Genomic DNA, 12,245 nt, shown 5'->3' with positions numbered 1-12,245 from the left:
AGCAGGAGCCATGCCATGCAAAATGCGAATGCCCAGCGCAGCGAGTTTGCCCATTCCGGCCAGTGGCTGGGGGCGCTGCTGGCCTGTGCACTGGTCGCCGGGCTCTGGTGGTTCAAGCCCAATTGGGCACTGGGACCGGCGCTGGCGCTGCTGCCCCTGCTGGGCGTCGCGGTGTGTCGTTGGCCCTTCTTGGTGGTGCTGGGCTTCGTGTTGCTCTCCTTCTTTCGCCTGCATGAGGCCTTTCCCTGGCTCTATCCATTGCGCCTGCCCCAGGCACTGGCATTGGCATCGCTCTTTACCCTGTTCTGGCAGTGGCAGCTGAGCCGACGATTGCAACCCTACTGGCGACCGGAGCTGACGATTCTGACCCTGTTTATGGTGCTGGTGGCACTGGGGGCGCTGCTGGCCAGCAACCGCGGCCTGGCCCTGGGCTACCTCAACGGGGTGTTCATCAAGATCTGGCTGATGACCCTGGCCATCGCCTGGCTGATGCAGCGTCAGCAGGACTTCGCCCGGGCCAACTGGGCCTTTGTGTTGGCAGGGCTGGCGGTGGCAGCGGTCGCCCTGCATAACGCCAAGCTGGGGCTGGAGCTGGTGGAGGGCAGCCGGGTCACCATAGGGCGCAGCTTTGGCTCCACTCTGGGGGATCCCAACGATCTGGCCCTGGTGCTGCTGTTTCCCCTGGCCTTTGCCCTGGCGCTGTGGCGTCAACCTGACGCTCGCTGGTTGGTGCGCGTTGTGGCATTGCTGTCGGCGCTGGCGCTGGTGTCGGCACTGCTGGCGACACAGAGTCGTGGTGGCCTGATGGGGGTGGTCGCGGTGGTGTTGGTGACGGCCTGGCAACGCACCCGGCGCAAAGGGTTGCTGGTAGCGGCAATGCTGCTGTTGGCACCGGCGTTGTTTCTGCTGGCGGGGATTACCGATCGGGTCTCCGGCGGTGCGGCCGAAGCGGGGATCGACGAATCGGCCATGGGCCGTCTCTATGCCTGGCAGGCTGCCTGGCGCATGGCCTGGGCCAATCCGCTGACCGGGGTGGGGCTGGATAACTTCTACGCCAACTATTACTTCTTTAGCGATCACTGGGACGGGCGTAACCACGCCGTGCACAGCACCTGGTTCGGGGTGCTGGCGGAGGCGGGCTGGCTGGGCTTCAGTGTATTCCTGGCATTGGTGATCCGTCTGCTGCGCCAGGCTAAACGCAACGTTGCCCTGGCCCATGGGCAGGCCCCGGTGTGGTTCGCCTCCGCCGGTGCCAGCCAGGCAGCGCTGGTGGGAGTGCTGGTATCCGGCACCTTCCTGACCCACGGCTTCACCTGGCCGCTGTACATCCTCACCGCCTTGATTGTGGCCCAGGCTCAGGCCCTGCAGCCATTGGATTCGCAAAATGCGAATGACCGCTAAGGCGCTTTTATCCTCTTAATAAGCTGTTGTTTTTAATGGCTTTACAGGTTGGCAGGCCCTTTGCTTTGTGTTGATTGACGACTCAAACCAACCGATCAGCAGAGCGAAGGAGCCGACCATGATGCACACCGTTTCCGTGGTGGTACCCATCCACAACAGCGAAGCCCACCTGGCCCAGTGCCTCGACTCCCTGGCGGCCCAGACCCTGACCGAGATGGAGGTGATCCTGGTGGTGGACGGCGGCAGCGATGCCAGCCTCACCATTGCCCAGGGCTACGCCCAACGCAGCCCTGAGCGCTTCGTGTTGATGCACCTGCCGACCAATCAAGGGGTCTCCCGCGCTCGCAACCTGGGGATGGGGCGGGCCCGGGGCCACTACATCGGCTTCGTCGACAGCGATGACTGGGTCGAGCCGCAGATGTTTGAGCGGCTCTACCGCTGTGCCCTGGCGGCCGAGGCGGACGTGGCCCGCTGCGGCATGCGTCGGTTCCGTCTGACCCCGGAGGGGGCGGTGGCTGAACAGTCATTGCCCGTGTCACAGCCCTACCAGGACACCTTTGTCACCAACAAACTGTTCCGCCGGGCTTACCTGTTGGAGCGGGGCCTGAGCTTTTACCAGGGCCTGATCTGGGAGGATGAAGCGCTGGTCACCCTGTGCCGTTGTCTCGGCGCCCGTCTGGCCAGCCTGGAGGCTGAGCTGTACCACTATCGCCTCAATCCGGAGGGGTTGTGTCGAAATCCGGCCCGGGTCGAGGCCAACCAGCGCAACAAGCAGGCGATGCTGGCGCGACTTCTCAAGGATCTGCAGCGGCGTCAGGTGCTGGATGACCACCGCCCACTGTTGCTGCAATGCCTGGCCCACCATGGCCTCAGTGCGCTCTACCATCGCCTGAGCCTGGCCCAGCTGCGAGACTACTTTGCCTTCCTTGATCGCTTGGCCGCCGAGTACCGCTTGCTGGAACGACCGGATCTGAGCGATTACCGCATTAGCCGTTTCCTTCGTTTTCGCCGCTCGCTGTGGCAGCTGCACCTGGTGGCATTGATCGCCCGCGCTCGCCTGTGGTGGTGGACCCGGCCGGGCCAGGCCCAGGAGAGCTGGGGATGAGCGCGTCGCTTGGCCAGATTGGTGGCTACACCCTGCTGACGGTGCTGCAGAAGGGGATTGGCCTGTTGGTGTTGCCGGTGACGGCGTCACATCTGAGCCTGGCAACCTTCGGTGTGCTGGAGGGGTTGGTGCTGCTGATGGTGCTGTTGTGCCTGCTGGAAGCCAGCGCCGGTGCCTTGCCTCGACTGTTTGTCGAAGCCCGGGGGCAAACCGGCGTCCTGCTGGGAGCGGCGCTGCAGTTGTCGACCCTGGCCGCGATACTGCTGGCGCTGGCAGCCTGGTGGGTACTGCAGGGGCTGGGACTACCGCTTTATGGCTCTGTGACGCCGCTGCAGGCCACGCTGGTGGCGTTGGTAGTCGCGCTCAATGTGTTGCTGCAGCCGCTGTTGATCTGGCTGCGGATCCGCGAGCGGATGGGTGCCTTTGCCCGGGTGGTACTGAGCCAGTGCCTGGCCCAGGCAGGCACCACGCTGACCCTGCTTCAGCTGGGCTGGGGGTTAGATGGGGTACTGTGGGCCAGCGTGCTGGGCCATGGTATTGCCCTGGTGCTGGCACTGCATGGCTGCTGGGGCCAGTGGCACTGGCCCGGACGGTCACCGCGATCAGCAGTTAAAACGCCCACCCCAAGTCACTGGCATGGCCGCATTCTCTGTTACCAAGCCTGCCTGGTCTTGGCTTCTTTGGGGGTGTTTGCCCTGCATGGCCTGGACCGGCTGCTGCTGGGTCAGTGGCTGGGTCCCCAGTCACTGGCGCAATTGGCGATCCTGTTCAAGGTGGCGGAGGCGGTGGCGCTGTTGTTCGCCGGTGCGGAGCTGTGGTGGCAGCCCAAGCGGTTCCAGGTTCTGAAGCAGGCGCAAGGCCCGCATCAGGTGGTGCAGGTGCACCTGTGGATGCTGGTGGGGTTGTTGGCTTTGGCGGCAATGGCACTGCTGAGCGCCCCCTGGGTGCTGCCTTATGTGCTGCCAGCTGAGTACCTCGATGGCCTGGGGTGGCTGCCGCTGCTGATGACCGCGCTGCTGCTCAAGCTGGCCACCTCGGTGCTGGATCTGGGTTGCTATCTGCCCGCCCGGCCTACCGGCCTGGCCTGGATCAATGGCGCCAGTGCGCTGCTGGCGCTCACGCTGTACCTGGTGCTGATCCCGGCGTTGGGGATACTGGGGCTGTTTGTCACCCTCAACCTGGTGTATGGGCTGCGCCTGGCACTCTGTGTCTGGCTGAGCCAGCGGCTTTGCCCCTTGCCCTATCCCTGGCGCCGGACGGCGCTGTTCTCAACGTTCGCGGTTGGTCTGTTGCTGTGGCAGCCCGGTGTGTTGCTGGCGCTGTTGTCCGGCCTCATCCTCGCTGTGCTGCTCGGCGGCCAGCGTCAATCCACCCTGGGAGGTGAAGCATGATCCTGGCATTGAAACGACAGTTGAAACACAGCCCCCATCCGGCCGCCCGCTACCTGGTCGCGCGGCTGAAGCGACTGCGCAGCTGGCAGCTGCCCAGTTGGCGGCCGCTGCACGGCATGCTGTATCGCCTGGTCATCCTGGCCTCCGGATTGCTGTCCGATCTGGCCCGAGGGCTGTGGTGGACGCCGCTGTTTCGCAGCCAGGTCACCGGGCCAGCCCAGGCGCTTTACCTCTACGGTGGCATGCCGCAACTGCTGGGACCGCTGCAGCTGAGGCTGGGCCGGGATTGCCGGCTGTCCGGTCACACCACCTTCAGTGGCCGCAGTGCGGCCCAGACCGCCCAGCTCTGGCTTGGCGACAACATCGATGTGGGCTGGCAGTGTAGTATCGCGGTGGGCAACCGGGTGGTGCTGGAGGACAACGTCCGGCTGGCGTCCCGCTGCACCCTGCTGGGCTACCCGGGTCACCCGATGGATCCCCGCCGTCGCGCCCTGGGTGAAGGAGAGGATCCGCACCAGGTGGGCGAGATTGTGCTCAAAAAGGATGTCTGGTTGGCCACCGGGGTGACGGTACTGGCGGGGGTGACCATTGGCGCGGGCACCGTGGTGGCCGCGGGCAGCGTGGTCACCAGGGACCTGCCCGCCGGCGTGCTGGCCGGCGGGGTACCCGCCCGGGTGATCAAGCCGTTGCAGGACACGGAGGTTGACCATGAGCAAGCCTGATTTCATTGTCTTTGCCGAGGATTGGCAGCGTCATCCCAGCTCCAGCCAACATCTGTTTGAACAGTTAGGCCAGCAGCACCGGGTGCTGTGGGTCAACTCCATCGGTTTGCGCCGCCCGGGCTGGGCTGATCTGGGTCGGCTGTGGCACAAACTCACGGCGGTGCTGAAGCGTGAGCAGCGTCAGCCTGATCAGAGTGGGCCGGTGCAGGTGCTGGCGCCGCTGGCGATCCCGGTGCCCCGCAGCCGCTGGGCCCGGGCACTGAACCGGGCCTTGCTTCGCTGGCAGGTGCGACGCAAAGCCCGCGCCATGGGGCTGCATCGCCCCTGGCTTTGGCTGGCGTTGCCAACAGCGGTGGATCTGGTGGGCCAGCTGGGTGAGGCAGGAACGCTGTACTACTGCGGTGACGATTTTTCTGCGCTAGCCGGGGTCGATCATCAGGTGGTGGCCCGGCGGGAACAGGAGCTGGCGAGCAAGGCGGACCGTATCCTGGTGGCCAGTGAGGCTTTGGCGGCCAAGTTCGCATCCCATTGGCAGCACAAAACCCAGCTGTTGCCCCACGGGGTGGCGCTGGCCCACTTCCAGACGCCCGCCGAGGTGGATCCCTGTCTGCAGGGGGCTTCGCCGGTGGCAGGTTTCTACGGCAGCGTCGCCGAATGGCTTGACCAGGAGATGCTGCTGGAGGCGGCCCGGCGTCTACCCCATTGGCGTTTTGTCCTGGTAGGGCGGGTGGAAACCGACGTCAGCCGGTTGCAGGCCCAGACCAACATCGAGTTGATGCCGCCGGTGCCCCACTCGGCCCTACCGTCGCTGGTACAGCACTGGCAGGCATCGCTACTGCCGTTTCGGGACAATGCCCAGATCCGTGCCTGCAACCCGCTTAAGCTGCGGGAGTACCTTGCCGCAGGAACACCGGTGATCAGCACAGACTTCCCCGCCCTGAAGCCGTTTATGCCCTGGTTGACCCGGGTGCGGGATGGCGCCCAGTTGGCGGAAGCCCTGACCAACCTGGCGCAGCTACCTCAACCCAAGGGGCAAGAGCTGCAAGATAGTCTGCAGGCGCAAAGCTGGCAGCAGCGTGCTGAGCAGGTACTAGCTTGTGTGGCTCAACTTAATCAGCGCAAAGGATCGATGGCCGAGTCGAAACCTGGCCCGGCACTGGGCCCAGAGCTGGCGGGGTAAAGCCGCCACTCCCGCGCTGCCCGCTGCGGATCGGGGTCGATGCAGCAGGGCTGCTGGGCAAGGTGGCGTTGGTACCGTGCCGGCAACCGGGCTTCCATGGCTCCCCAACGCAGATGATGCAGGTACCAGTCGAACGGCAGCAGCTGGCTGATCGGGGCCTTGGCCCGATAGAGCCAGGCGCGCTGGCGGCGGCCATGGCAGTGAACCCACAGGGCGACCCGCTGGTAGCCCGGCCCCTCCACCGCATCCAGCAGACTGAGATCCCGCGGATTAAGTCGATACAGCCGACCCCACACCTGGCCGCGCGGGTCGGCGCGGAGATCGCCCTTGCCAGAGCCATCCCGGCCGGGCTTGGCGAAGGTCAGCCGATAGCCGGGCAGGGCAGCACGGCCCAGTGGCTTGGCCGCCGGCAGGCGCGCCCGCAGCCGAGGTGCCGAGAGATTGGAGCCAAAAGCGAAGTAGAGCGGGGCCAGGGTCATCCCCAAAGCATGCGCTATAGCAGCGCCATCTGCCCAGGCTCGACCACGGGCAGCGGGGGTACCGGGCGCATCAGCTCAGTACTGGGCAGCTCGTTGAGCTTAGCCCGCAGTGTATCGAGGTGATCATTATCCGGGTGGGCCCCGGCAAAGCGTCGGCCCAGGCTCAGGGCGCTGTGGGCGACCGCATGGTCCGGCATAAAGGGATCGATCACCAGGTCGCCCTCGTCGCTGGCCTGGAGCAGCAGGGTCTCCAGCAGGGCATGGGGCAGGATGCGTCCGGGTTCACTGGGGTGGCTGAGGATCTGCGCCTGCTCCTGCCAGCGGGGGACCGGCCGGCCTTTGCACAGGTGCAGCAGGAAATAGAGCTGGCTCTGACGGCCGGTGCGTTGCCATATCCGGGCCGGGCCGATGCGGAAACCCGCCGCCTGGGCCATTGGCAGCAGTGCCGCCATCTGGCTTTGCTCACACAACACGAAACCCTGGGACTGGGGTTTGAGTACCCGGTACAGTGGCTCAAACACCCCGGCGATCCCCTGTTCCGGGCACAGCTCATACCAGGGGTTGATGCGGGAGGCGGGGTTGTGATGGCGCACCTTCATCAGCGGACGGCAACGGCCGGGCTGTACCAGTGAGGTGATCAGCAGATCTGCGGTGTGTTTGCCAAGCTGCTCTAGCCAATCAACCGGCGGGTGCGGGCGTAACTGGTAAGTGGTCATGACATGGGCCGTCCAGGATGCGATGGGTAACTGTTTATCTATACAGTGTATATTTGTACAGTATCCAGGCCGGCCCTGTCCAGTGGCGTTAGATCCGGTTCTGCTCCAGGCCCTCCCACAGGGCCTGCAGGCAGGGGCCTGCCAGCGCCGCGGCGCGCTCCGGGCTCCAGCCCACCAGCGGGTTGGGCAGATCAGCGTTGTCCTTGAACGGCATCTCCAGGGTCATGGAGAGGCAGCCAAAGCGGTGGCCGATGAAGTTGCTGCCGATATCCAGGTTGGCCTCGCCCGGGGGATCCACCGGGTAGCCATGCTCGGTCTGAAACTCTGGCGTGGCCGCCTTCAGGGCCTGCTTGTAGCCATCCAGTTGGGCCTGCTGGCGCGCATCCCAGCCCGGGATCCCTTCGGAGCCGGCGATGAAGTTATAGGGCAGGGCCTCGTCGCCGTGCACGTCCAGGAAGAAGTCGACACCGGTCTGGCTCATCCTCTCCAGCACATGGAACACCTCCGGGCTGGTCTCGGCGCTGGGCTGGCGCCAGGCACGATTGAGATCCACTCCCAGGGCGTTGTGGCGCAGGTGGCCACGGCGGCTGCCGTCCGGGTTCATGTTGGGCACCAGCAAGAACACGCAGCGCTGACGCAGTGCCAGGCTGATGGCGTTGGTGTCGTCCAGCAGGGTGTCCAGGCAACCCTCCATCCACCACTGGGCCATGGTCTCGCCCGGGTGTTGACGGGCGATGATCCAGCACACCTTCTTGCCGTCCTCGAGCTCACCAATTTGCAGCAGGTCCAGGCTCTGGCCATCCGGGCTTTGACCCAGGCAGTGGTATTGCACCCGATCATCACATTGAGCCTGGGCGATCAGATCACGATGACGTTCACTGGGGTAGGGGGCGAAGTAGGCGTAGTAAACCAGGTCCGCTTCCGGGGTGTGCTCAATGATAAGCCCTGAGTCATCGAACCGGGTAGGGACACGGAACCAGGATTCCCGGTCGTAGCTGGCCACCGCCTGGTAGTCCTGCCAGCCATCGACGTAGGCGGCGCTGCCGGCGTTCTCCAGCAGCAGGCGACAGGCTTGGCCCGCGGCGCCATGGAGGGCGAAGTGGAACCACTGGTGCTTCTCGGTGTGGGCGTCGTCCACCATACGCAGGCGGATCTGTTGCGGGTCCCGGGCCTCAACCACTTGGATGTTACCGCTGTCGAATGCGGAGGTGATGTTCATACCGTCTTCCTTGTTGATGCAGTGACAACAGGGTGGGGCGAGACGGCGCTGGGATCAAGCCAGAGCAGGCAGAGAGGGGACAACCGGCTGTAAAACGAAAGAAGCACCCAATCGGGTGCTTCTTTCGTTTTACTTGGCGTGCATCTGGTAGAGCTCAGCGAAGCTGCGCTGATAACGGGCTGCCAACTGCTTCATCATCTTTTTCATCAGGGTTTCTCCGCATTTAGGCGAACAAAAATCCGCCGTCTCAAGTTGGCGCAAAGGATAGCGGCGGGCTGGTTTGTTAACAAACTAGAAAGTTTTGAATTCAGCATTAGTAAAATTTATCGAATGAAACCATGCTTGACGAGCGAAAAAACATAAAGTTCATTAAATTCAATAGCTTGAATTGGGATGCCAACTGTTAGGTTAAACTATGACCTGCGAATATGTATCTCGAAAATTCTTACCGTGCCGGATTTCTTGACACTCATTTAAAAACCGTGACCCACCTCACAAGGACTCGCTTGTGGATTTAACCTGAGTGAAACATAAAAAAATGTTTTAGCTGAAAATTTGTAATTGTGGACCGGTTCACAAAATGAGATCGCGCGCTCTGGCAGGGATTGAGGGGGTTGTCCTGGCGGTGATATAAAAACGCTGAAAAGTGTTAGCTGGCTCAAAGTGTGCCACAGCCCTTTTCAGCAAAAAACTCCGTTTTGCCTTTCAGAGCGGATGTAAAAAAAATGTGAGGTTGGCTGCCGCGGCCGGTTTTCGAGACTTCCTTCTAGCGTTGTTCTCTCCCCCCAAACCGCAAACCGTCCCGGCGCCCAACCAAACGACCTGGAAGTCGCTTTAGGGATTGGCCTGTTAGCCGATCATTTAGAGTTTATTAACCTGATACTTGGCGTTGCCTCCGGTTGAAGTGACCGGCGGTGTTGAGGAGAACGCAATGATTATCGATGAAGTCGTCGATCTATCGCGGTTGCAGTTTGCGCTGACCGCGATGTACCACTTCTTGTTTGTCCCGCTTACCTTGGGTCTGGCATTCCTGCTGGCCATCATGGAATCTCTGTACGTGATGACCAACAAGCAGGTCTACAAGGACATGTGTAAGTTCTGGGGCAAGCTGTTCGCCATTAACTTTGCCCTGGGTGTAACCACGGGCATCACCATGGAGTTCCAGTTCGGAACCAACTGGGCCTACTACTCCCACTACGTGGGTGACATCTTCGGTGCGCCGCTGGCGATCGAAGGCCTGATGGCGTTCTTCCTGGAATCCACCCTGGTGGGTCTGATGTTCTTCGGTTGGGACCGTCTGTCCAAGCGTAAGCACTTGGCCGTGACCTGGTTGGTTGCCCTGGGCTCCAACATGTCCGCACTGTGGATCTTGGTGGCCAACGGCTGGATGCAGAACCCGATTGGCTCTGAGTTCAACTACGAAACCATGCGAATGGAGATGGTCTCCTTCGCCGAGGTGCTGTTCAACCCGGTTGCCCAGGTGAAATTCGTTCACACCGTGGCCGCGGGCTACGTCACCGGTGCCGTGTTCGTCATGGCCATCAGCTCCTACTACCTGTTGAAGAAGCGCGACCTGCCGTTCGCCCGTCGTTCCTTCTCCGTTGCCGCCGCCTTCGGTATGGCCTCCATCCTGTCCGTTATCGTGCTGGGTGATGAGTCCGGTTACGAGATGGGTGATGTGCAGAAGGTGAAGCTGGCTGCGGTTGAGGCCGAGTGGGAGACCCACCCGGCTCCGGCAGCGTTCACCGCGTTCGGTTTCCCGGACAGCGAAAACATGGAAACCAACTTCGCCATCCAGATCCCGTACGTGATGGGCATCATTGCCACTCGCTCCCTGGATGAGGAAGTGAAGGGCATCGTTGACCTGAAACTGGACCACGAAGTGCGGATCCGCAGCGGTATGAAGGCCGCGGCTGTGCTGGAAGCGGTGCGCAATGGCACCGAAACCCCGGCCGAGCGTGAGCAGTTCGAACAACACAAAGACGACCTGGGTTACGCCTTCCTGCTGGCCCGCTACAGCACCGACCCGTCTGACCTGACCCAGATCGCTAATGCGACTGAAGAGCAGATCATGATGGCGGTTGACGACTCCATCCCGGCTGTCGGCCCGATGTTCTGGACCTTCCGCATCATGGTCGGCCTGGGCTTCCTGATGCTGATTGTGATTGCCCTGGCGTTTGTCCAGAGCTGTAAGCAGAAGGTGGACGAGAAGCCGTGGCTGCTGAAGACCCTGCTGTTCATGCTGCCGGCACCCTGGATTGCCATCCTGTGTGGTTGGTTCGTAGCCGAGTACGGCCGTCAGCCCTGGACCATTGCGGAAGTGCTGCCGACCTACATGTCTGCCTCCAGCCTGAGCGTGGGTGAGCTGTGGTTCTCCATCATCCTGATCTGCGGTTTCTACACCGTGGCCCTGGTGATTGAGATGTTCCTGATGTTCCGCTTTGCCCGCCTGGGTCCGAGCAGCCTGAAGACCGGCCGCTACCACTTTGAGCAGGGCGACAAGACCTCTGCCAACGACAGCTTCGACAGCGCTTTGACCACTTCCGCCAAGGAGAGCCCGAGCAATGCTTGATTACGAAACTCTACGACTGATCTGGTGGGCCCTGGTTGTTGTCCTGCTGATCGGCTTCGCCGTCACCGACGGTTTCGACATGGGGGTCGGCGCACTGCTGCCGATCATCGGTAAGACCGACAACGAGCGTCGGGTGATGATCAACTCCATCGCCCCGCACTGGGACGGCAACCAGGTATGGCTGCTGACCGCCGGTGGTGCCCTGTTCGCCGCCTGGCCGATGGTGTACGCCGCGTCTTTCTCCGGCTTCTACATCGCCATGGTGCTGACCCTGTTCGCCCTGTTCTTCCGTCCGATCGGTTTTGACTACCGCTCCAAGATTGAAGATCCGCGCTGGCGTAAAGCCTGGGACTGGGGTCTGTTCATTGGTGGCTTCGTACCGCCGGTAGTGTTCGGTGTGGCCTTCGGTAACCTGTTCCTGGGTGTGCCGTTCCACTTCGACGACTGGATGCGCGTCTACTACGACGGTGGCTTCTTCGGCCTGCTGAACCCCTACGGCCTGCTGGTGGGTCTGCTGTCCGGTGCCATGCTGTTCCTGCAAGGCGCAACCTGGCTGCAGATGAAGACCGAAGGTGCTTTGCTGAACCGTGCCCGTACCGCCTCCGTGGTTCTGGCTATCGCTTCCGCAGCCCTGTTCGTGCTGGCTGGTATCTTCCAGTACGGCTTCATCGACGGTTACGTAGTGACCTCCGCCATTGACGGCGCTGCCGCCTCCAACCCGCTGAACAAGACCGTTGAGATGGTGTCCGGTGCCTGGTGGAACAACTTCTACGCCTACCCGGTGCTGTTTGTTCTGCCGCTGCTGGCCGTGACCATGCCGCTGCTGGTGATTATCGCCACCAAGGCGCACAAGCACTGGCTGGCGTTCCTGGCGTCTTCACTGAACATCGTCGGTGTTATCACCACCGCGGTTGTGGCGCTGTTCCCGTTCATCATGCCGTCCTCCAAGAACCCGAACCAGTCGCTGACCATGTGGGATGCGACCAGCTCTGAGCTGACCCTGAAGGTGATGCTGGTGGCGGCGGTGATCTTCGTACCCCTCATCCTGGCGTACACCATCTGGTGTTACATCAAGATGTTTGGTCGTCTGAACGAAGAGCACATTGAGAAGAACTCGGCCTCCCTGTACTAAGGCCTGGGATTAAAGGAGCAAAACACTATGTGGTATTTCACTTGGATCCTGGGCGTGCTGCTGGCTTGTGCCTTCGGCATCATCAACGGCCTCTGGCTGGAAGCCCAGGAAGCCCTGGACAAGGATGAAGACTGATACTCCTCTCAGTTAACGTCCTGGCCTGCTCCCGAGCGGGCCGAACCTAAGCGAAACGCCGCCCTTTGGGGCGGCGTTTTTTTGTGGCCAATTCCTTTGCTGGCCTGGCTTTACCAGACTTTACATCGTGCTGGCTTGAGGGGGCCTGGGTGGCGGTTTAAGGTGCCGACAACGCCTTTTGCCCTGAGTCTAT

11 protein-coding genes are annotated in these 12,245 nt (G+C 62.2%); 8 read left to right on the top strand and 3 right to left on the bottom strand.

The genetic code is table 11. The annotated features are described in order from the left end of the window. The first annotated feature begins 15 nt into the window (after nucleotides 1-15). The 5 genes from BUC04_RS05580 to BUC04_RS05560 all read left to right on the top strand — a co-directional run bounded on the left by BUC04_RS05580 (nucleotide 16) and on the right by BUC04_RS05560 (nucleotide 5,799). Nucleotides 16-1,401 (top strand): O-antigen ligase family protein, encoded by a 1,386-nt coding sequence (locus BUC04_RS05580; protein ID WP_067659064.1) that lies wholly within the window; start codon nucleotides 16-18, stop codon nucleotides 1,399-1,401. A gap of 118 nt (nucleotides 1,402-1,519) precedes the next feature. Continuing rightward, nucleotides 1,520-2,506 (top strand): glycosyltransferase, encoded by a 987-nt coding sequence (locus BUC04_RS05575; RefSeq protein ID WP_067659059.1) that lies wholly within the window; start codon nucleotides 1,520-1,522, stop codon nucleotides 2,504-2,506. Then, a complete protein-coding gene (locus BUC04_RS05570) occupies nucleotides 2,503-3,897 on the top strand; it encodes a lipopolysaccharide biosynthesis protein (RefSeq protein ID WP_067659057.1) in 1,395 nt (464 codons plus the stop codon). Before BUC04_RS05575 ends, BUC04_RS05570 begins: the two co-directional genes overlap by 4 nt. After that, nucleotides 3,894-4,619, top strand: coding sequence for an acyltransferase (locus BUC04_RS05565; protein ID WP_067659054.1), 726 nt, complete (start codon nucleotides 3,894-3,896; stop codon nucleotides 4,617-4,619). Before BUC04_RS05570 ends, BUC04_RS05565 begins: the two co-directional genes overlap by 4 nt. After that, nucleotides 4,606-5,799 carry a glycosyltransferase gene (locus BUC04_RS05560; RefSeq protein WP_067659050.1) on the top strand — a complete coding sequence of 398 codons (1,194 nt, stop codon included), beginning with the start codon at nucleotides 4,606-4,608 and terminating at the stop codon, nucleotides 5,797-5,799. Before BUC04_RS05565 ends, BUC04_RS05560 begins: the two co-directional genes overlap by 14 nt. On the opposite strand, the gene BUC04_RS05555 is transcribed toward BUC04_RS05560, so the two are convergent. The 3 genes from BUC04_RS05555 to BUC04_RS05545 all read right to left on the bottom strand — a co-directional run bounded on the left by BUC04_RS05555 (nucleotide 5,733) and on the right by BUC04_RS05545 (nucleotide 8,213). Beyond that, entirely contained in the window at nucleotides 5,733-6,278 is a 546-nt protein-coding gene (locus tag BUC04_RS05555) for a gamma-glutamylcyclotransferase family protein (RefSeq protein WP_067659048.1), read from the bottom strand. The genes BUC04_RS05560 and BUC04_RS05555 overlap by 67 nt on opposite strands. Before the next feature lie 14 nt (nucleotides 6,279-6,292). Then, nucleotides 6,293-6,994, bottom strand: a complete 702-nt coding sequence (locus BUC04_RS05550) for a DNA methyltransferase (protein ID WP_067659045.1) — start codon at nucleotides 6,992-6,994, stop codon at nucleotides 6,293-6,295. An 88-nt stretch (nucleotides 6,995-7,082) separates the two neighbouring features. After that, nucleotides 7,083-8,213: a M14 family metallopeptidase gene (locus tag BUC04_RS05545; protein WP_067659042.1), complete on the bottom strand. Its 1,131-nt coding sequence runs from the start codon at nucleotides 8,211-8,213 to the stop codon at nucleotides 7,083-7,085. A gap of 931 nt (nucleotides 8,214-9,144) precedes the next feature. On the opposite strand from BUC04_RS05545, the gene BUC04_RS05540 reads away from it, so the two are divergent. From BUC04_RS05540 to cydX, 3 genes are read left to right on the top strand one after another with little or no spacing between them, the layout of a single operon-like run. Continuing rightward, entirely contained in the window at nucleotides 9,145-10,785 is a 1,641-nt protein-coding gene (locus tag BUC04_RS05540; RefSeq protein WP_067659039.1) for a cytochrome ubiquinol oxidase subunit I, read from the top strand. Continuing rightward, nucleotides 10,778-11,917, top strand: a complete 1,140-nt coding sequence (cydB, locus tag BUC04_RS05535) for a cytochrome d ubiquinol oxidase subunit II (protein ID WP_067659037.1) — start codon at nucleotides 10,778-10,780, stop codon at nucleotides 11,915-11,917. The genes BUC04_RS05540 and cydB overlap by 8 nt, the downstream gene beginning before the upstream one ends. Nucleotides 11,918-11,944: 27 nt before the next feature. Beyond that, nucleotides 11,945-12,052 (top strand): cytochrome bd-I oxidase subunit CydX, encoded by a 108-nt coding sequence (gene cydX / locus BUC04_RS05530; RefSeq protein WP_067659034.1) that lies wholly within the window; start codon nucleotides 11,945-11,947, stop codon nucleotides 12,050-12,052. Nucleotides 12,053-12,245 lie beyond the last annotated feature (193 nt).

Source organism: Ferrimonas marina (genome assembly GCF_900129905.1).
Taxonomy (GTDB): Bacteria; Pseudomonadota; Gammaproteobacteria; order Enterobacterales; family Shewanellaceae; genus Ferrimonas; species Ferrimonas marina.
This window is presented reverse-complemented; position numbering and strand designations above follow the sequence as displayed.

Coding starts and splice junctions, on each gene's coding strand:
- cydB (WP_067659037.1), top strand. CDS start 10,778: ATGCTTGATTACGAAACTCTACGACTGATCTGGTGGGCCCTGGTTGTT.
- BUC04_RS05565 (WP_067659054.1), top strand. CDS start 3,894: ATGATCCTGGCATTGAAACGACAGTTGAAACACAGCCCCCATCCGGCC.
- BUC04_RS05570 (WP_067659057.1), top strand. CDS start 2,503: ATGAGCGCGTCGCTTGGCCAGATTGGTGGCTACACCCTGCTGACGGTG.
- cydX (WP_067659034.1), top strand. CDS start 11,945: ATGTGGTATTTCACTTGGATCCTGGGCGTGCTGCTGGCTTGTGCCTTC.
- BUC04_RS05560 (WP_067659050.1), top strand. CDS start 4,606: ATGAGCAAGCCTGATTTCATTGTCTTTGCCGAGGATTGGCAGCGTCAT.
- BUC04_RS05545 (WP_067659042.1), bottom strand. CDS start 8,213: ATGAACATCACCTCCGCATTCGACAGCGGTAACATCCAAGTGGTTGAG.
- BUC04_RS05580 (WP_067659064.1), top strand. CDS start 16: ATGCAAAATGCGAATGCCCAGCGCAGCGAGTTTGCCCATTCCGGCCAG.
- BUC04_RS05550 (WP_067659045.1), bottom strand. CDS start 6,994: ATGACCACTTACCAGTTACGCCCGCACCCGCCGGTTGATTGGCTAGAG.
- BUC04_RS05555 (WP_067659048.1), bottom strand. CDS start 6,278: ATGACCCTGGCCCCGCTCTACTTCGCTTTTGGCTCCAATCTCTCGGCA.
- BUC04_RS05540 (WP_067659039.1), top strand. CDS start 9,145: ATGATTATCGATGAAGTCGTCGATCTATCGCGGTTGCAGTTTGCGCTG.
- BUC04_RS05575 (WP_067659059.1), top strand. CDS start 1,520: ATGATGCACACCGTTTCCGTGGTGGTACCCATCCACAACAGCGAAGCC.